16 protein-coding genes and 1 pseudogene are annotated in these 18,445 nt (G+C 65.7%); 13 read left to right on the top strand and 4 right to left on the bottom strand.

The annotated features are described in order from the left end of the window. The 13 genes and pseudogenes from HPY83_03515 to HPY83_03455 form a co-directional block, all read left to right on the top strand. Nucleotides 1–278, top strand: a 278-nt coding sequence (locus tag HPY83_03515; protein NPV07018.1) for a hypothetical protein, incomplete at its 5' end; no start/stop codon positions are given. A gap of 121 nt (nucleotides 279–399) precedes the next feature. After that, nucleotides 400–690: a hypothetical protein gene (locus HPY83_03510; GenBank protein NPV07017.1), complete on the top strand. Its 291-nt coding sequence runs from the start codon at nucleotides 400–402 to the stop codon at nucleotides 688–690. A gap of 13 nt (nucleotides 691–703) precedes the next feature. Further along, the gene (locus HPY83_03505; GenBank protein ID NPV07016.1) at nucleotides 704–1,084 is read left to right on the top strand and encodes a hypothetical protein; all 381 of its coding nucleotides are present in this window, start codon (nucleotides 704–706) and stop codon (nucleotides 1,082–1,084) included. A 14-nt stretch (nucleotides 1,085–1,098) separates the two neighbouring features. Next, on the top strand, nucleotides 1,099–2,103 hold the full coding sequence (locus HPY83_03500) for a polysaccharide deacetylase family protein (GenBank protein ID NPV07015.1): 1,005 nt from the start codon (nucleotides 1,099–1,101) through the stop codon (nucleotides 2,101–2,103). Further along, nucleotides 2,100–2,981, top strand: coding sequence for a carbon-nitrogen hydrolase family protein (locus HPY83_03495; GenBank protein ID NPV07014.1), 882 nt, complete (start codon nucleotides 2,100–2,102; stop codon nucleotides 2,979–2,981). The genes HPY83_03500 and HPY83_03495 overlap by 4 nt, the downstream gene beginning before the upstream one ends. A 1,162-nt stretch (nucleotides 2,982–4,143) precedes the next feature. Continuing rightward, nucleotides 4,144–5,244: a hypothetical protein gene (locus tag HPY83_03490; GenBank protein ID NPV07013.1), complete on the top strand. Its 1,101-nt coding sequence runs from the start codon at nucleotides 4,144–4,146 to the stop codon at nucleotides 5,242–5,244. A gap of 122 nt (nucleotides 5,245–5,366) precedes the next feature. After that, nucleotides 5,367–5,489: pseudogene (locus HPY83_03485) on the top strand (lysine biosynthesis protein LysW). A gap of 391 nt (nucleotides 5,490–5,880) precedes the next feature. Beyond that, a complete protein-coding gene (locus HPY83_03480) occupies nucleotides 5,881–8,238 on the top strand; it encodes a transporter substrate-binding domain-containing protein (protein NPV07012.1) in 2,358 nt (785 codons plus the stop codon). A 129-nt stretch (nucleotides 8,239–8,367) separates the two neighbouring features. Continuing rightward, nucleotides 8,368–9,435 carry an ABC transporter permease gene (locus HPY83_03475; GenBank protein NPV07011.1) on the top strand — a complete coding sequence of 356 codons (1,068 nt, stop codon included), beginning with the start codon at nucleotides 8,368–8,370 and terminating at the stop codon, nucleotides 9,433–9,435. Next, on the top strand, nucleotides 9,432–10,337 hold the full coding sequence (locus HPY83_03470) for an ABC transporter permease (protein NPV07010.1): 906 nt from the start codon (nucleotides 9,432–9,434) through the stop codon (nucleotides 10,335–10,337). The genes HPY83_03475 and HPY83_03470 overlap by 4 nt, the downstream gene beginning before the upstream one ends. Nucleotides 10,338–10,373: 36 nt before the next feature. Then, a complete protein-coding gene (locus tag HPY83_03465) occupies nucleotides 10,374–11,690 on the top strand; it encodes an ABC transporter permease subunit (protein ID NPV07009.1) in 1,317 nt (438 codons plus the stop codon). Continuing rightward, on the top strand, nucleotides 11,680–12,438 hold the full coding sequence (locus HPY83_03460; GenBank protein ID NPV07008.1) for an amino acid ABC transporter ATP-binding protein: 759 nt from the start codon (nucleotides 11,680–11,682) through the stop codon (nucleotides 12,436–12,438). The genes HPY83_03465 and HPY83_03460 overlap by 11 nt, the downstream gene beginning before the upstream one ends. 191 nt (nucleotides 12,439–12,629) lie before the next feature. Continuing rightward, nucleotides 12,630–13,793, top strand: a complete 1,164-nt coding sequence (locus tag HPY83_03455; protein ID NPV07007.1) for a Gfo/Idh/MocA family oxidoreductase — start codon at nucleotides 12,630–12,632, stop codon at nucleotides 13,791–13,793. Nucleotides 13,794–13,956: 163 nt separating this feature from the next. Here the strand turns inward: HPY83_03455 and HPY83_03450 are convergent, their stop codons facing one another. The 4 genes from HPY83_03450 to HPY83_03435 form a co-directional block, all read right to left on the bottom strand. Next, nucleotides 13,957–14,913 carry a branched-chain amino acid transaminase gene (locus HPY83_03450; protein ID NPV07006.1) on the bottom strand — a complete coding sequence of 319 codons (957 nt, stop codon included), beginning with the start codon at nucleotides 14,911–14,913 and terminating at the stop codon, nucleotides 13,957–13,959. A gap of 10 nt (nucleotides 14,914–14,923) precedes the next feature. Next, nucleotides 14,924–16,129: an aminotransferase class V-fold PLP-dependent enzyme gene (locus HPY83_03445; protein NPV07005.1), complete on the bottom strand. Its 1,206-nt coding sequence runs from the start codon at nucleotides 16,127–16,129 to the stop codon at nucleotides 14,924–14,926. Then, nucleotides 16,129–17,388 (bottom strand): amidohydrolase family protein, encoded by a 1,260-nt coding sequence (locus HPY83_03440; protein ID NPV07004.1) that lies wholly within the window; start codon nucleotides 17,386–17,388, stop codon nucleotides 16,129–16,131. The genes HPY83_03445 and HPY83_03440 overlap by 1 nt, the downstream gene beginning before the upstream one ends. A 116-nt stretch (nucleotides 17,389–17,504) precedes the next feature. Beyond that, nucleotides 17,505–18,332, bottom strand: coding sequence for a phosphotransferase (locus HPY83_03435; GenBank protein ID NPV07003.1), 828 nt, complete (start codon nucleotides 18,330–18,332; stop codon nucleotides 17,505–17,507). Nucleotides 18,333–18,445: the final 113 nt, after the last annotated feature.

Here is an 18,445-nt window from a genome sequence, read left to right as displayed (position 1 = left end):
TGGCGGAAGAAGGGATTCCCGGGGCGGGTTTGGGTCGCTACTACCTCATGCCCGAGGCCTGCACCTTCCTGCAGCGGCAGGCGGAGAGCAAGGAGTACCCCTACTCCATGCCCCCGGCCTCGCGGGAATACCGCTACCGGGGAGAGGACTGCCCCAACGCCCAAGCCTTCTTGGCCAACTTCATCCGCTGGTCCAGCATCTGTGCCCGGTATCAGCCCGAGCACTGCGAGCTGGCGGCGGAGATCGTGCGGACGGTGGCGGACAGAAACCGGGCATAGGACGCTGATCAGGCTGATGCGAGGCCGATTCGTGCCCATGCCGCTCCGGTCTTCCCTTGTGGAGGGCGCCGTGCTATGGTCAGTACCCGCAGGATAGCCGTTGCCCGAGGAGGAGGGAGAGGTGCCCCAAGACACGGACGCTGTTCTGGAGGCTGTGGCGCGGGAGTTCCAGGTCTCGAAGGAGGATCTGCTTAAGAAGAGCCTGGTGGTCCTCTTGGAGCGGCACCTGCGCGAAGTCAAAGCCGAGATATTCGAGATAACCGGGCGCTACGGGGTCTCCTCCGTGGAAGAGATGGAGGCGCGCTACCGCGCCGGCACCCTGGGCGAGGCGGATTCCTGGCGAGATCTGCAGCGGTTGGACCAGCTCGAGTACAGGCGGGACCGGCTGCTACGCCTCCTGCAGTCCCTGTAGCCCATTCCCGGCCATGGCGCGAGTTGACTGGGCCAAGCTGCGGGAGGTTGCTGAGGTCGAGTTCGCCGACATAGTAGATGCGGCGCTTCCGTCAGGCCCAAGCGAGCTGCGCATCCTCCTCAGGGACGGCAGCTTCATAGACGTCTGGTTCTCGCTCAAGTTGATCGACCGGTACGCTATACACTGGGAGCGACGGGCCATGGACGGCACCATCTACCGCCACGATAACGCACCGCATCGTGACTGGGCACACGTGGCCACCTTCCCTAGCCATTTCCACGATGGAAGCGAGGAACACGTGGTGGAGGGCAGCATCAGTCCCGTGCCGGAGACGGCGCTACGCCAGTTCCTCGCCTTTGCCCGATCCAAGCTCGGTCACAGTGACTGCGCGTGAGGAGGAGCGACAGCATGGCCCTATCCATCGCGCCCTGCACTTGGAAGCATGGCAAGCGTTGGGCATACACGGTCACATTCGACGAGGCGCTGGTAGAGCTCCATGACTACACCATCCCTCTCCACCAGGAGCTGGGCGTGCCAGGGCACGTGGAGGTGGTGGTGGGCCACATGGGCAAGGTTCGTCAGATCGGCGCCTCCAGCTACAACGGCTACCGTCACATGAGCGGGCCCGAGTTACGGGAGCTGATCGCCCTGGTCTGGGGGGTGGGCAACCACTCCTGGTCCCACGGCGACGTAGCCGCCGACTTGGACACCGAGGTGCGTCGGGCCAAGGAGGTCCTGGAAGAGGCCATCGGGGCTCGGGTGGTGGCGTACACGGCACCGGGCGATAACTCCAACATGAAGGCCGTCATCATTGAGGCTCTCAAAGAGTGCGGCTACCTCTGCGCCCTCTCCGTCACCGACGACGTCAACCGGCCTGACGGGGACCTATGGTTCCTCAACCGAAGCAGCAACCTGCACCAGGGCTTCGGGCCTCTGTGGTCCGCCTTCGACCCCTATCGCCGTCTGATGCAGGCAAGGGCGGCTGAGGCGTGGGTCATAGACTACTGCCACTGCCCCTCGCCCCACATCCCCCACGAGAACAAGGACGTCTACATCCACGAGCACCGTGCCCGGCTGGAGGCGGTGCTGGAGGTGGGCGGCAGTGAAGTGTGGCTGCCCACGGTGGAGGAGGCGGTGGACTACATCCTATGCCGACGGGCCTTCAGAGCCAAACCCGATCCTGAGGGGGACGACGCCCCGCGGTTCCGACTGTGGTTGGAAGGGGTGCCCGAGCCGGTGGCCTGGCGGCAGGTGACTCTCGACATAGCGGTGCCGCCCTCCTTGCAGCGGGCGCCGCGGCTGGTATTGAACGGAGTGTCGCAGCCGGCTCACCTGACGGCGCCCGGGGTGATCCGGGCCACGGTGGACCTGTCGGAGCCGGTTACTCTTGAGGTGGAGGCTTCAGGACAATGAGGCCGGTGCGCATCGCTACTGCCAGCATCCTCAGTGGAGACGGCGAGGCCTATCCCAGCCCCTGTATCGAGCGCTGCCTGCGGGCCATTGCCCAGGCCGGGGAGGCCAAAGCCGATCTGTTGCTGTTGCCGGAGGAGCCGGACGTGGTGGGCTGTCCCCAGGAGCGGATCGCGGAACTACCGGAGCCCATACCGGGGGGAGAGACCTTCACCCGCTTCGCCCAGGCGGCGCGGCAACACGGCCTCTACGTGGCCTACAGCCAGCGGGAGAGAGACGGTCAGCGAGTGTACAACACGGGGGTCCTGCTGGACCGCGGGGGAGAGCTGGTGGGCAAGTACCGCAAGATGCACCTGGCCCCTGGGGAGTGGGAGGAGGTGCTGCCGGGCGACCTCGGGTATCCCGTGTTCCAGTGCGACTTCGGCCGGGTAGCGATCGGCATCTGCATGGACATCCACTTCCCCGAGATGTGGCGCATCTACGCCCTGGAGGGTGCCGACCTGCTGCTGTGGCCCACCATGTGCCTGGATTACACCGGTGACCACATCGAGTCCATCGCCAACGCCCGCGCCATAGACAACCAGGTGTACCTGGTCTCTTCCCACTTCGTGATGCAGCCTTTCCTGTCCGGCCGCTCCATGGGCCACTCCCGCATCATCGATCCGTACGGCCGCACTCGGGCCGACACTTCCCACCGGCCCGGGCTGGCGGTGGCCGATCTGGACCTGGACGAGGGGTTCGCCACCTGGTACACGGGAGAGCTCAAGGAGCGGTTCCCCACCCTGAAGGAGGCCTATCTGGCCCTCCGTCGGCCTGACACCTACGGCCGGCTGATCCAGGCGGACCCGGAGCCGCCGGCCTGGAAGATACCTAACGGCTAGCCCGCGGGGCTACGGTTGGAGGAGCGGGTCGTCCGTGGTGGGCGGCCCGCTCCTGGCGTTCGCCAGCCACGGTACTCCGTAGGGGCGAACCTTGTGTTCACCCGTGGGCCAGGCGGGCGAACACAAGGTTCGCCCCTACGATTGTTCGGTGAGCGACAGCCCATGAGCGGCGGTGCGGGCAGCCGAGGGAGGCCCTGGCGGACGGGCATCCTTCGTGCTACGCATGGACGACGAAGCACCCCGACCGTGGTCCGGCATTCGGCCACGTATTGCCGCCGTCGTGCTGCCCGTGACGCTGTCATCCCAAGGACTGGGCCTCACCTGTCATGGGAGCCGGCTGCAGCTGTTCTCCCGAGGCCCGGGCGTCTCCTGCCATCCCGAGGGCTAGGCTGCACCTGCTATGCCGAGGACTGGCCTTCGCTTGCCATTCCGAGTGCTGGCCTTCACTTGTCATCCCGGGAGGCGGGCTGCAGCTCTCACTGCGTGGGGCTGCGCTCACGTGTCATGCCGAAGGCGAGGCTTCACCTGTTGTGCCGAGGACCGGCCTTCGCTTGTCATTCCGAGCGTCAGCGAGGAATCTTCAGCTTCCGGGAGGAGGAGATTCCTCGCTGGCGCTCGGAATGACAGCGGTGGGGATGACCGTGGAGCGGGTTCGGGATGGCAGCGGTGGGGATGACCGTGGAGCGGGTTCGGGATGGCAGCGGTGGGGATGACTGTGGGGAGGGTTCGGGAGACAGGGGCCTTGAAAGGGCGCTCAGGGGGATGAGAGAAGTGAGCAGCGGTGAGAGGAGAGGGCGCGTCCGCAGTGCTGGAAAGAAGCTCATATGGTGGCGGAATGACAGCGGTGGGGATGACTGTGGGGAGGGTTCGGGATGGCAGCGGTGGGGATGACTGTGGGGAGGGTTCGGGATGACAGGGGTGGGGATGGTGGAGGAGCGGTACTCAGAATGACAGGGGCCTTGAAAGGGCGCTCAGGGGGATGAGAGAAGTGAGCAGCGGTGAGAGGAGAGGGCGCGTCCGCAGTGCTGGAAAGAAGCTCATATGGTGGCCAGAGACGGCCGGGAGGGCAAGGCAGCCTGCAGCTGGCGAAGGATAGAACGCCTGTGACGGGGTTCGAGGTTGGGCGTAAGCCTCAAGCAAGGAGCGGAGCAAGGAGAGGCAGATGAGAGCGATATGGGAACACGTGGATGCCATGAGGGATGCGGAGGTGACCCGCACCGTGGCCGATCGGCAGAGATTGCTTCGCCACGAGGTGGAGGACTACCTGCGGGGCGAGTCACTGGCCTTGCCCGAGAGGCAGGCGAAGCTGTGGCAGCGCGACTACAGCTCGGTGGAGGCCTATCTGGAGTCGGTGCAACCCAATCGGGAGCGGTGGCTGGCCGCCATCGGCCACTTCACCCGCCCGCAGCCCGCGCCCCAGCCGGAGTGGTCGCCCTTCCTGGAGGACGATCTGGTCCAAGCCCGATGGCTCACCCTTCCGTTCTTGGGCGAGCTCAGAGCGCGGGCGGTTCTGGGGCTGCCGAAGCAAGGGCGGCCACCCCATCCGCTGGTGGTAGCCCAGCACGGTATCGGGTCCTCCCCAGAGCGAGTGTTCGGGTTCGACGATCCCGGCAACGTGTATCACGCCTATGGCCGACGGCTGGTGGAGGCTGGATACGCAGTGTTGGCCCCCATGAACGTCACCGAGGTCAGGCCCAGGTCCAGGTTGAACCGCCTCTGCCTGATGCTGGGTGGGACGCTGTGGGGGCTGGAGGTGGCTCGCACCTCGTTGCTCCTGGACTATCTGGAAACCCGGGACGACCTCGACTTCGAGAGGACGGCCATGTGGGGAATAAGCCTCGGAGGCGCCTACACCATGTTCACCCTGCCTCTCGAGCCTCGACTCAAGGCCGCAGTGGTGACCGCCTGGTTCAACGACCGGGTCAGGAAGATGGTGGTGGACGACCCTCGCTACAGCTGCTTCCTCTCCACGGAGGAGGAATACGTCTTTATTCCCGGCTGGCTGAGGGAGTTCGGCGATAGCGATCTGGTCTCCCTCATATGCCCACGGCCGGTGCAGGTGCAGACGGGTAAGGGCGATGGCATCGCCTGGTGGCCTCTTGTGGTGGAGGAGTTCGAGCGATCGGTCCAGCACTACCGCAGGCTGGGACTGGGAGAACGCATCGAGCTAGACCTGCACGAGGGCGGGCACGAGATAGATCTGCAGGGCGGTCTTGCCTTTCTCAACCGGTGGTTGGGGGCTGGTGGGTCCATGGTCGGGTAGGCCCGTTCCGGGGCGGGGCCAGGCGAGCAGGGCCCCAGGCTCCGTTTTGCGCAATCGTCGGGCCTGGATTATATCGAGATGGTCTCACCTGTGGACGTTGACTTCGGGAAGGAGGCAGCGCCATGAGAGCTGCAAAGTGCCCTGAGTGTGGAGCGAACGTGAGAGTGAGCGGCGCGGTGGACGTCGGCGACGAGATCACCTGTCAGGCTTGTGGTGAAGAGCTGGAGGTGACCGATACCGAGCCTCTCACGCTCGGCTACCTGGGCGACTACGACGATCTGGAAGACGAGGACTTCGAGGACGAGGAGTTCGACGAGGAAGAGGAAGAGGACTGGGACGAGTTCGAGGACGAGGACGACGACTCCCTGTAGGGCTCAAGGTCTCTGCTGGCGATGATGAGCGGCGGGGCTGCGGCCCCGCCGCCGCTGCGACCACTGTGGGTGGGGATCCCCTGTACCGCTGTTGACGCAATCAGAGCGCTGCCCTATATTGCAGCAACAGTGCGAATGGGCGACTTCCGTGGTCAGGCATGGCCTGCCGGCCGAGCACCGACGGCGGTGGTAGTCCGCTCGTGCTGCCTCATTCCTGGCCGGTAACGACTCATCGCGACCGAGTGAAGCAAGGAGGGAGAGGTAGATGAGCAGGAGGGGAAGGGTTCTGTGCGCGCTCGTCCTGATTGTGACCGTAATGGGGCTGGCCCAGTGTGGCGGTGCTCCCACGGAGGCTCCGCCCGAGGCTGTGGCCACCGATACACCGGCAGCACCTGCTGCTGAGGGTTTCGGGACTATCCGCGTCGGCACCGAGGCCGCCTACCCGCCGTTCGAGAACAAGGACGAGAGTGGTAACATCGTCGGGTTCGACATAGACCTTATGAACGCCATTGCCGAGCGGGCGGGCTTCGAGGTCGAGTATGTGGATACGCCCTTCGATGGCATCTTCGTAGCCTTGCAGAGCGGCGAATTCGACGCCGTTATCTCGGCGGCCACCATCACCTCCGAACGGGCCCAGATAGTGGACTTCTCGGATCCGTACTTCGACGCCGGCCTGGCGCTCGTGGTCCGGGCAGACTCGCCTTACCAGGCTGCGGAGGACCTCGAGGGCCAGCCCATCGGGGTGCAACTAGGCACCACGGGCGACATGGAGGCGACCGACCGCTACGGCGAGGAGAACGTTCGCCGCTACGATGACGTTCTGTTGGCCTTCCAGGCCTTGATCAGTGGCGACGTGGAGGGAGTGGTCAACGACCTTCCCGTGACTGAGGGCTACATGGCCAACAACCCGGAGTCCAATCTGCGGCTGATTCCGGGTATGCTGACGTCGGAGCAGTACGGCATAGCCGTCAACAAGAGCCGTCCGGAACTACTGGCTGCCATCAACCAGGCGCTGGCAGAGATCAAGGCGGACGGGACTTACGACGAGATCTACAGCAAGTGGATCACCGCGCCGGCTGCAGAGGAGCCGGCAGGTGTGGCCGACGTGTGCGGTGGGGTGGGGAACCTCAAGGACGTGGTGGCGGTGGACGAGTACACCGTCCGTATTGAGCTCTGTAACCCGGACCCGGCGCTGCCATACAAGGTGGCCTTTGGCGCCATGGCCTTCCACAGCCCGGCCAACCTGGAGAAGTACGGCGGCGGAGGCGAACTGGGAGTCAACCCGGTGGGGACGGGACCGTACGTGCTGCAGGAGTGGGTGCGTGACGACCACATCACTTTGGTGGCCAACCCCAACTACTGGGGCGAGCCCCCCAAGACCCCGACTCTGGTCATGAGGCCGGTGGTCGAGGCGGCGGCGCGGTTCCTGGAGCTTCAGGCCGGCACGGTGGACATCATCAACAACCTGGGCACCGATGACTTCCCGGTGGCCGAGGCTGACCCCAATATCCAGGTTCTGGAGCGTCCGCCCTTCAACATCGGCTACCTCTGGATGAACCGCGACGTGGAGAAGTTCTCCGACCAGCGAGTGCGCCAGGCTGTGGCAATGTGCCTCGACCGACAGGCTTTGCTGGATGCTTTCTACCCGCCCGCCTCTCTAGTGGCGGAGCAGTTCATGCCGCCCGGGCTTCTGGGACACACGGAGGGGCTCACCTGGTATCCCCGCGACGTGGAGATGGCCCGAGGCCTCCTGGCCGAGGCCGGGTACCCGGATGGTCTGGATGCTACCTTGAGCCTGCGGGAAGTGGCCCGTGGCTACCTGCCCGAGCCCTCCAAGGTGGCGGAGGCCATTCAGGCCCAGCTGGCTGAGTGCGGCGTGCGAGTGACCATTGACGTGGTGGAGTCGGGCGCCTTCCTGGACGGCGCCGCCGCCGGCGACTTCGAGATGGGTCTGCTCGGCTGGTTGGCCGATTATCCCGATCCCACCAACTGGCTGGACTTCCACTTCATGGGCACGGGCGCGGGCGATCAGTTCGGCCAACCGTTCCCCGACATCGTAGAGCTGCTCACCCAGGCCGCTAGGCTGCCGGATCCGGCCGAGCGCCAACCGCTCTACGACCAGGTGAACGAGCTGCTCAAAGAATACGCCGTGATGGTTCCCATCGCCCATGGTGGCTCGGCCATGGCGGCTTCGGCCGATGTCGAAGGTCTACTGGCCAGCCCCCTGAACACCGAGGTCTACGCACCTGTCTCCAAGCCCGGCGCCGACACGTTGATCTACGCCAAGAACGGCGACGCCATCTCGCTGGACTGCACCGACGAGACCGATGGTGAGTCCTTTGAGGTCTGCTCTCAGATCTTCGACGGACTGCTGGAGTTCATCCCTGGGACCACCGAAGTGCGCCCGGCGTTGGCGACCTCCTACGACGTCAACGAGGATGCCACCCAGTGGGTCTTCACCCTCCGTCAAGGGGTGACCTTTAGCGACGGTACTCCCTTCAACGCTGATGCGGTGGTAATCAACTTCCAGCGGCAGTGGGACCCCGAGAACCCGCTGCACGTAGGTCGTACCGGCGAGTTCTACTACTTCGCCACCTTCTTTGGCGGTTTCAAGGGAGACTAGGCCTTGGATGGGGAAAGGTGTGGGTCGCGAGGACCCACACCTTTCTTTGTTTGCCGGGTCGGAGGAGATGACGACGGAAGGAGAGCCTCCCGGAGGTAAGCGGGAGCCCGAGCGGGCCAGGGAGAGGGAATGACCAGGTACGTGGCCCAACGCCTGGTCATGCTCGTGCCTGTCCTGCTCGGCATCACGGTGGTGACCTTCGCCATGCTGCGCCTGATCCCAGGCGATCCCTGCAGGGTGATGCTGGGCGAACGAGCCACCGACCAGATGTGCGCCGCCTTCAACGAGCGCATGGGCTTCGACGACCCCCTCCACGTCCAGTTCTATCGCTACGTCACCAGCATACTCCGTGGCGACCTGGGGACTTCGGTCAAGACAGGCCAGTCGGTGGTGAGCGAACTGGCGGATCGTCTCCCCATGACTTTCGAGCTGACGCTCGCCTCGATGTTCGTGGCCGTGACGGTGGGTATGAGCGCGGGGTTCCTAGCTGCCCTGCGCAGGGGAAGCGCAGTGGACCTGGCCACCATGGCGGTGGCCAACATAGGGGTGTCCATGCCCATCTTCTGGCTCGGCCTGATCCTCATGTTCGTCTTTGCCTTCCGACTGCAGTGGCTTCCTCCTTCCGGGCGCACGACGGTGGGCGTGCAGTTGACACCTTTGGCCGCTGCCTGGGGCCTGCCCGATTCGGCGCCCGGCTGGACCAGGGGACTGCTGGATTTCATCTCCGGCTTCTACCTGCTGAGCACCTTGCTGACCGGGAACCTGCGGGGCTTTTGGGATACCGTCAAACACCTTGCCCTCCCGGCCATGGCCTTGTCTACCATCCCGATGTCCATCATCGCCCGGATGACCCGCTCCAGCCTGCTGGAGGTTCTGGGTCAGGACTACGTTCGTACGGCGCGGGCCAAGGGCCTGCCGCATCGGATGGTCCTGCTGCGGCATGCGATGAAGAACGCCCTGCTTCCCGTGGTGACCACCATAGGCCTCGAGTTCGGCTACCTTCTCGGTGGCGCCTTCCTGACCGAGACGGTGTTCTCCCTACCGGGCGTAGGGCGGCTGGTGGTGGATCGCATCCTGGCCCGTGACTACCCCATAGTGCAGGGTGCGGTGCTGGTGATTGCTGCCGTGTTCGTGTTCGTCAATCTTCTGGTGGACCTGACCTACGCGTGGATAGACCCGCGAATTCACTACGATTGAGCCAAGCAAGCCCCCCTTACCCGGCGGCCTCTGTCGCCCGCTCCGAGGGGCGGGAGCAGGTGCGGACTCCGACACGGGACGCCCTCCGTCACCTGAGGCGCAACCCAGTGGCCATCGCCGGAGGTGCCATCCTGGGTCTCCTGTTGCTCACCGCGCTCCTGGCGCCAGTCATCGCCCCATACAGCCCTACGGCGCAGACCCTCAGCGCCCGAAACGCGCCCCCCTCGGCGGAGCACATCCTGGGGCTGGACGCACTGGGCCGGGACGTGCTCAGCCGAGTGATGTACGGCGCGCGCATATCGCTCTTCATCGGTTTCTTCACCGTAGGGGGCGCATTGATCGTGGGGACGCTAGTGGGCGCGGTGGCGGGCTACGTGGGTGGACGTACGGACGATCTGCTCATGCGCCTGATGGACATAATGCTGGCCTTCCCCAGCTTGCTGCTGGCCATCGGCGTGGTAGCCATCCTCGGGCGAGGACTGATGAACGCCCTGTACGCCATCGCGTTCGTCTCCATACCGGTGTACGCCCGAATCGCCCGGGCGAGCATCCTCTCGGTGAAGGAACTGGACTACGTAGAGGCAGCTCGGGCCATCGGGGCGGGGCCGGGGCGCATCCTCTTCCGCGTCGTGCTCCCCAACTCGCTGACGCCTCTGATCGTTCAGGCCACCCTCGGGATCGGCACCGCCATCCTAGAGGCAGCCGCTCTCAGCTTCATCGGATTGGGCGCCCAGGCGCCGCAGCCTGAATGGGGGCTAATGTTGGCGCAGCACCGCAACCTGGTGTTTACTGCTCCCCATACCGTCTTCTTCCCCGGCCTGGCTATCATGCTCACGGTTCTGGGCTTCAACCTCCTGGGTGACGGCCTGCGCGATGCCCTGGACCCGCGGTTGAGAACCTGAACCGGGGTAGGCTGGGTTCCCGGCTAGGATAGGGCTATGACGACTAAGTCACTCAGTAAGGCGCCGGCGCTGGAGCGGCCTCGGACGGCCGCCACCGCGATTTTCGGCTGGACCGACAGCGTGCCCTGGTGGGTGCTGGTACTGGTCGGGCTGGGGATATTGGTGCTGCTCTTCGTCCTCTCGCCGGCTCGGGTGGACGTTCTCCGTGAGGTGCCTGCTGCCAGGACGCCCGCCGGCGGTACGCTGACCTACACCCTGGAGGTGCGGAACGCCGGCCCGGCCGAGGCTGTCAGGCTGGTGCTCACCGAGCAGCTGCCGGCTGGGATGGAGCTGATCTCGGCTGTGCCTGCTCCCACCCGGCAAGAGGGGGCTCAGGTAGTGTGGGAACTCGCACCCCTCAAGGGCGGGAGGACTACCGTGATCCAGGTGGAGGTAGCCACCCGGGTGGCAGGACAGGCGGCCGAGCTCATGCGAGAGGCGGCCGTGGACGTGAGCTGGACCACCGTCAGTGTAGACATCTTGCAGTTCCTGGCCATAGGCGCTCGCGTCACCATCCTGGTGACGCTCTACTCGTTCATGCTGGCAGTGATCTTGGGCCTCATCGCTGGGCTGGGCCGGGTGTCCAAGCAGCCGGCCGGGTTCAGCAGCGTGCTTCGGTCCGACTACGCCCCTAAGGGTGCCGTGAGAGTGGTCGCGGGCCTGGGCATCTACCTGGTGGGCACCCGGTTCGTGAGCGCCTTGCCACCACTGAGCCCGGCCCTGGGCAGCGCTCTAGCGGTGGTGCTCTATTTGGCTCCCCGGGTGCTGCATCCGTACACCGTCTCCACTGTGTACGTCGAGGTGTTCCGGGGCGTGCCCATGCTAGTGCAGGTGCTCTATCTGGGCTTCGTCATCCGGCCCTTCGTGAAGGGGTTCCTGAGCGAAGCTTTGGGCAGCAATGTGGATTTCAGCGAGTTCAACGCGGCCGTTCTGGGTTTGGGCCTGGGGTACGGAGCCTACATCGCCGAGGTGTTCCGCGCCGGCATTCAGTCCATCCATCGAGGGCAGATGGAGGCTGCCCGTTCGCTGGGCATGAGCTACGCTCAGGCCATGCGCTACATCATACTGCCTCAGGCGATCCGCCGGGTTCTGCCGCCCTTGGCCAACGACGGCGTGGCTCTGCTCAAGGACTCCTCGTTTGTGTCGGTGCTGTCTGTGGCCGACCTGACGCGGCAGGGCAGGCTGTACATGAGCCGGACGTATCGGGCCTTCGAGAGCTGGAACATGGTCGCTGTCTCCTATCTGGTGCTGACCTTCCTGCTCTCCGGGCTGGCTCGAGCGCTGGAGAGGAGGATGAGCCGCGATGAACGCTAGACGGAACGGCGGGCCCATAATCCAGGTGCAGGACGTGCACAAGCGGTTCCCCGGCGGCGTCCACGCGCTTCGAGGGGTGACCACTTCGGTTGATGCGGGCGAGGTGGTGGTCATCATCGGGCCCAGCGGGAGCGGCAAGAGCACACTGCTCCGCTGCATCAACCACCTGGAGTCCATAGACTCGGGCACCATCGTGGTGGACGGCATGCAACTGACCGACAGGGCGGCCGACATCAACAAGATCCGTGCCGAGGTGGGAATGGTGTTCCAGTCGTTCAACCTGTTCCCCCATCTCACCGCCCTGGACAACATCACCCTGGCCCAGAGAGTGGTGCGCAAGCGGAACCCGAAGGAAGCCAGGGACATCGCCCTGGACCTTCTGCAGAAGGTGGGCATTCCAGAGAAGGCGGACGTGTACCCGGACAAGCTGTCCGGAGGTCAGCAGCAGCGGGTGGCGATCGCCCGGGCCCTGGCCATGCAGCCCAAGATCATGCTCTTCGACGAGCCCACCTCGGCCCTCGATCCGGAGATGATCAAGGAAGTGCTGGACGTGATGCTCGATCTGGCCAGCGAGGGCATGACCATGGTGGTGGTCACACATGAGATGGGATTCGCCCGAGCGGCGGCACGGCGCATCATCTTCATGGACGAGGGGCGCGTCGTGGAAGAGAACACCCCTGACGGTCTCTACCACGAGCCCAAGCACGAGCGCACCAAGCTGTTCCTGGGCAGGATCCTGCAGCACTAACCGCCTGCACCATGGAGTCTCACGCAAAGACGTCTCCTCACTTCCCTGCGCCTTGGCGTCTCTGCGCGAGGCCCCTGAGGGCCGCTTCCTCAGGCGGCTCGGCTGGCCACACGCACTGGCTTAGGCCAACAATCGGCAGCACTCTGCGCTCTCCCCCTAGGCCGGGGAGGCGCTTCTGGACGAGGTGAAGCATGCTCAGGGTAGGCATTATCGGCTACGGTGGGCGGGTCTCCAACATGGCCAAGCGGTTGGGCCAGTACAGCATCCCTTACCGGGTGGCGGCCATCGCCGATCCGCGCTGGGAGGAGATCGCTGCGCAGGGCGACCCCTTCCTGGAGGGCACGGAGTTCTTCGACAACGCGGACGAGATGCTGGCGAGTACCGCGCTGGATGGCGTCATGGTCGGCACCCGGTGTCGCCTGCACACCGAGATGGCCTGCAAGGTGGCTCCCTACCGGTTGCCGCTGTTCCTGGAGAAGCCGGTGGCCATCACCTTCGAGCAGCTCAAGCAGCTGGATGAGACATTCCGTGGCTACCCGGCGCCCACGGTCATTTCGTTCCCTCTCAGGGTTAGTCCGCTGCTACAGATGGTCAAGGAGATCGTTGACGCCGGGACCATCGGCAGCGTCGAGCATGTCATCGCCTTCAACGATGTGCCCTACGGCGAGCACTACTTCTGCCGCTGGTACCGCGACTACAACGAGATGGGTGGGCTGTTCCTGCAGAAGGCCACGCATGACCTGGACTACATCCACTACCTGATGGGCCAGCGGCCGAAGATTCTGTGTGCCATGAAAGCCCAGCGCGTCTACGGTGGTCGGGAGGACAAACCCTTCGACCTCAAGTGCACCGACTGTGAGGAGTGGGAGACCTGCCCCGAGAGCCCCTACAACCTCTACTACCAGAGGTACCAGGGCTCTGAGGTGGATACGGACTCCCCGCGCATGTGCCTGTTCTCCAAAGACATCAAGAACGAGGACATCAATAACGTCATCATCGAGTACGAGAACGGGGCTCAGTGTAGTTACACCCAGAACGTCTTCGCCCGACACAAGGCCGCCCGGCGGGGGGCGCGTCTGTATGGCTACAAGGGGACCATCCACTTCGACTGGTACGAGAACGCCATCCACGTCTACAAGCACCAGTCGCCGGTGGAGGAGACCATCCGACCCACGGGGGACATGTCCCACTTTGGCGGGGATCGGGAGCTGTGCCTGGACTTCCTACGGGCAATGCGGGACGGGGCGCCCTCACGTAGTCCCATGGAGGCAGGCATCCTCAGCGCCCTCACCTGCCTCTGGGCCCGGGAGTCGGCGGAGACGCATCGCTACTGCGAAGTGGTCATGCCGGCGTAGGGGTTGGGTACAGAGACACAGAGACACCGAGACGGGGAGAAGAGGAGAGGGGGAGAGGGGGAGACGCGATGAGTGGGAGCGGAGGCAAGAGGTGCTCACTTCCCTTCATCCCTTCGCCGCTGTCTCCCCGTCTCCCCGTCTCCGTGTCTCTGTGCTTCTGTGGCTAGGTCCTGTACACAGGCGTGCGCCACTCCGGATAGCGGGGGTCCAGGCCGCGGACGAGGTCGTGATAGAGGCGTTCGACCTGGGCGAAAATGGGGCCGGGGCTGCCGTCGCCCACTGGTAGCCGGTCCACGGACGTGACCGCCGTCACCTCTTCGCCCGTCCCGCAGAGGAAGACCTCCTCGCAGACGTAGAGCTCGGTGCGGTCTATCTCCCGCTCCGCCACCGGCAGTCCCAGCGCCTCCCGGCAGAGACGGATGACGACGTCGCGGGTGACGCTCTCCAGGATACCGTGGGTGACGGGCGAGGTGGTGACCACGCCTTCGCGCACCATGAACAGGCAGGCGGCGGCGGCCTCGGTCACCTTGCCCCGGTCGTCCAGGATGATGGCGTCGTCGTAGCCGTCCGCGTGGGCCTCTAGGAAGGCCAGGCGGTTGTTCTGGTAGTTGGACATCACTTTGACCCGCGGAGGACACTGGTTGTCGCTCACGCGGATCCACGACGACACGGCACAGGCCTTGCTCTTCCCCTGGCCCAGGTGAGACCGAAAGCCCATGGTGGAGAGGCACAGGTCCGGGGGCGCGCCCACGGTGTAGCGGAAGCTAGGCAGCTTCACCCCATCGTAGAAGGCCACCGGCCGGATGTAGGTGTCCTCGCGAATCCCATTGGCCCGCAGCAGCTGGAGGGTCGCCGCGCGCAGATCCTCTTGGCTTGCCGCGGGCGCCATCCGCACGATCTTCATGGACTGGTACAGCCGGCGCAGGTGGGCGTCGAGCCGGAAGACGTAGAGCTGTTGTAGCTCGGGATTCCAGTAGGCTTTGATGCCCTCGAACACGGCCAGACCGCCGGAGGCGCCCATGGCGGTGACGGGCACGGTGGCCTCCTCGAAGGGCACCAGCCGGCCGTTGAGCCATACGTACCGAGGGGGCGTGGTGGAGTAGTCGAAGCGGGCGGACATGGCCTTCACCTCAGCCGAAGTCTGTGATCAGGTCGCGGGAGCGGCGGGCCTCGGCCGCCAGCCCGGCCACGCACTCCAGCAGGCAGCCAAGCTCCTCTGGGGTAGTGAAGAAAGCTACGCAGACGCGGACCCCATCGAAGCGCACGTGCGTAGCGCGAGTGATGATGTTACGTCGGCTTCGCAGGGCTTGGCTCACCGACTCCCCGGTTGCCCCGGCCAGGGAGAAGGCCACCATGCCGGTGCGGAGCGACACATCCTCAGGGCTTCTCAGGGTCACGCCGGGAATCCCGCCGAGCTCCGCCCGCAGATAGCTCACCTTCTCCTGCACGGTCGCCTCGATGCGGGCCAGGCCTATGCCCTGCAGCCAGCGGGCGGCCTCCTCCAGGGCGAAGTAAAGAGGCCAGGCGAAAGGGCCGAACTCGTAGCGGCGGGCGTCCGGAAGGAGCTCGAAGGTGCCCGCCTGCAGATCGCAGGCGGAAGTGGTGCGCGCTCCTACCCAGGCCTGCTCCAGGCTGCCCATCCTCTCCTCCCGGACGTAGAGCAGCCCGGCCGAGTAGGGCCCCAGTAGCCACTTGTAGGAGAGGAGGCTGTAGAAGTCGCAGCCGATCTGGGCTAGGTCTACCGGAAACTGACCGATTGCCTGGGCCCCGTCGAAGTACACCAGGGCTCCCGCGCGGTGGGCCAGCTGGCAGATCTCGGGGGCGGGCAGCCGCAGCCCGGCGTCGGTAGTGACGTGGCTCACGGCCACCAGCCGTGTCCGCGGTCCCAGCGTGCTTGCGAGCCGGTCCAGAATGGCCTGACGGTCGTCGGCCAGCTCCACGATGCGGATGCGGACTCCGCGTCGCTGCTGCAGGGCAAGAGCAGGCACGACGAAGGAGGGGTACTCCTCGTCTATAGTTACGATCTCGTCGCCCTCCTCCCAGGGTAGCCCGTTGAAGACGATGGTGGCGCCGTCGGAGACCCCGCGGGTGAAGCAGATCTCGCCCGGCCCAACGCCGAGAAAGGCGGCCAGGCTCTGGCGGAGGCGATCCTTCTGCTCCTGGAATGAGTCCGGGCGGAGATTCAGGGGCGCTCCCACCCAGTGCCTCTCCTCGAACTCGGCGCTCAGCCGGCGATATACGGGCGTGGGGAGGGGTGCGACGCCGCCCGTGTTGAGGAACACGGACTGCCTCAGTGCCGGAATGTGCTCCCGAAAGCGCAGCAGGTCCTGGTCCATCACTTACGCTCCGTCTTCTCCGTGGCTGTGGCCATGGCCAGCCGGCCACCCTCCACGGCGATGGCTCCGTCTCGCAGCACCAGGTGCACCCGGGCCAGCGCCTTCAGGTCGGCGAGAGGGTCGTCCTCGACGACGAGCACGTCGGCCCGCTTGCCCGCCTCGATGGTGCCGATTTCGTGATCGAGCTTCAGGGCCCGCGCCGGTGTGGCGGTGACGGCTAGGAGTGTCTCCGCAGCCGAGCTATCCATGGCGAAGCTGAAGGTCTCGAGGCTCAGGTAGACGTCGGTGAAGGGAGTAAGGCGCACGCCAGCATCGCTAGAGACCATGATGGGCACGCCTGCGGCCCGCATGCGCCGGAAGGGCTCATACTTGGCGCGCAAGGCCTCCAGGGCGCGATCCCTGGCTGCCTGAGAGGGGTGCGTCTCCGGGAGGAGATTGAGCCTGTCTATGCCGGGCACGGCTAGCCCGATGAAGGTGCCCTGCTGGGCCAGGCGCTGGGCCACGTGGGGGTCGTACCCCAGGCTGCCGTCGGGGTTGAGCCAGTTGCCGTGCTCCAGCGTGTCCACCCCGGCCTCGAGGCAACGCCTGATGCCCTCGGCCGCGCCCACGTGGGCGGCCACCTGGCGCCCCAGGCGATGGGCGTCGTCCACCAGAGCGGTCAACTCCTCCTGGCTGTACTGCGGGCGGCAGGGGTTGCTGCCCGGGGTCATGTTGCCCCCGGTGGCCATGACCTTGATGAAGTCGGCGCCCTTCTCGATCAGGGTGCGGGCTGCCTTGCGCACCTCATCGGCGCTGTCGGCGCGGTAGCCGCAGAAGTGCAGGTGCCCGGCGGTGGTGGTTATGGGCATGCCTGAGGCGACGATCCGGGGGCCGGGCAGGGTGCCGACGGCGATGGCATCGCGCAGGGCGAAGGCGCTCAGGTCGCGGCCGCCGCAGTCGCGCACTGTGGTGATGCCGGAAAGGAGACACTGCTGGGCGTGCCGGACCTGGCGCAGGAGCAGGGTGGCATCGTCGTCCTCGGCCAGGGTGCGGCGGGTGGTCTCGTGGTCGGGGCCGGCGGCGAAGGCCAGGTGAACGTGGGTGTCAATCAGGCCGGGGAGGATGAACTTGCCGCCACAATCTATCACCTGGCCGTCGGGCTCCGGCTGGCTGGGCTCCAGGACGGCCTCGATTTGCTGGTGGGAGATGATGACGGTGGCGGGCCTAGCGGGGGCACCGGTGCCGTCGAATAGCGTCCCTCCCCTTAGGACGATCCTCATGGCGCGTCTCCGGGATGAAGGCATGATCGGGTCATGGGAACGCTCACTTGTACACCGGGCCGCCGCCGGTGTCCAGCTGGCGTCCCGAATCGGCCCGTCTCTGGTGCGGAGATCCGTCACCCTGCTGGCGGCAGAGCTTCTGGCCCCTGCGGGGTCTTGTCTGGCCGGGAGGCCACCAGAGCGTAGAGCGCCTGCACCTCCTTGCGGGGCAGACCTTCGCACGCCCGGTCGGCGGCCACGGGCAGCTCCCAGGCCAGCAGTTGGCAGGCCGACGCCGGGCCGATCCGAAGGTAGTGGCGGAGGTAGAGCCGGTAGAAGAGGCAGCGCCCGAGAGCGACCCAGGCCGACATCTGCCCCTCAGGGGGCAGGCTCAGACGAAGGGTGATGGCGGTGCGGGCGGCGTCGGCTGCCGGATGGCCGCAGGCGGCGTTCATCCAGTCTATCAGGACGGGGCCGCTGCGGGTGAGGACGACGTTGTCGGGGTGGAGGTCGCCGTGGCAAAGGGCATCACCGTCGGGTAGGTCTCCCAGGCGCCGAACGATGGCCGCCTTCTCAGCGGGCGTGAGGACGGAGGAGCGCTCGATCCTGCGTGCCAGACGCTCTCTCAGGTCCGGCAGGCCGGAGCCCTCCATCTGGTGCAAGTGTGCCTGCAGCCGTGCCAGGCCGTAGGCGTGGGAGAGCAGCATCCAGGGCCGACGGGCCAGATCCTGGAGCATGGTGGTGCCGGACACCCGCTGGAACACGATGCCCAGGCGCCCGTCGACCTCGACGGTCTGGAACAGGGCCGGCGTAGGCACGCCCAGGGAGTGAGCCAGCGCCGCGGCCGAAGCCTCTCGCTCGATGGCGGCCTGAGGGAAGCCGGGGTGGAACAGCTTCACCACCCGACCATCACCCCATTCCCTGATCTCGGCTGTCCGGCCGAAGCCTATGACCTTACCGAGCATGGACATTCCTGCCCCCGCTATCTCGGTCCTGGTGCGCTGCTAGCGTGGCACTGCCCTTGCTGAGAATGAGGGGGCAACGGCCTCGAGGAGCAGGCTCGGGTCCGCCCTTCCCA

It is taken from the genome of Anaerolineae bacterium (assembly GCA_013178015.1).
Classification (GTDB): domain Bacteria; phylum Chloroflexota; class Anaerolineae; order DRVO01; family DRVO01; genus Ch71.
The sequence above is the reverse complement of the archived record's forward strand: the minus strand, read 5'-3'. Positions and strand labels throughout refer to the sequence as shown.

Coding starts and splice junctions, on each gene's coding strand:
- HPY83_03465 (NPV07009.1), top strand. CDS start 10,374: ATGACGACTAAGTCACTCAGTAAGGCGCCGGCGCTGGAGCGGCCTCGG.
- HPY83_03435 (NPV07003.1), bottom strand. CDS start 18,332: ATGCTCGGTAAGGTCATAGGCTTCGGCCGGACAGCCGAGATCAGGGAA.
- HPY83_03475 (NPV07011.1), top strand. CDS start 8,368: ATGACCAGGTACGTGGCCCAACGCCTGGTCATGCTCGTGCCTGTCCTG.
- HPY83_03480 (NPV07012.1), top strand. CDS start 5,881: ATGAGCAGGAGGGGAAGGGTTCTGTGCGCGCTCGTCCTGATTGTGACC.
- HPY83_03500 (NPV07015.1), top strand. CDS start 1,099: ATGGCCCTATCCATCGCGCCCTGCACTTGGAAGCATGGCAAGCGTTGG.
- HPY83_03490 (NPV07013.1), top strand. CDS start 4,144: ATGAGAGCGATATGGGAACACGTGGATGCCATGAGGGATGCGGAGGTG.
- HPY83_03450 (NPV07006.1), bottom strand. CDS start 14,913: ATGTCCGCCCGCTTCGACTACTCCACCACGCCCCCTCGGTACGTATGG.
- HPY83_03455 (NPV07007.1), top strand. CDS start 12,630: ATGCTCAGGGTAGGCATTATCGGCTACGGTGGGCGGGTCTCCAACATG.
- HPY83_03495 (NPV07014.1), top strand. CDS start 2,100: ATGAGGCCGGTGCGCATCGCTACTGCCAGCATCCTCAGTGGAGACGGC.
- HPY83_03445 (NPV07005.1), bottom strand. CDS start 16,129: ATGGACCAGGACCTGCTGCGCTTTCGGGAGCACATTCCGGCACTGAGG.
- HPY83_03460 (NPV07008.1), top strand. CDS start 11,680: ATGAACGCTAGACGGAACGGCGGGCCCATAATCCAGGTGCAGGACGTG.
- HPY83_03505 (NPV07016.1), top strand. CDS start 704: ATGGCGCGAGTTGACTGGGCCAAGCTGCGGGAGGTTGCTGAGGTCGAG.
- HPY83_03440 (NPV07004.1), bottom strand. CDS start 17,388: ATGAGGATCGTCCTAAGGGGAGGGACGCTATTCGACGGCACCGGTGCC.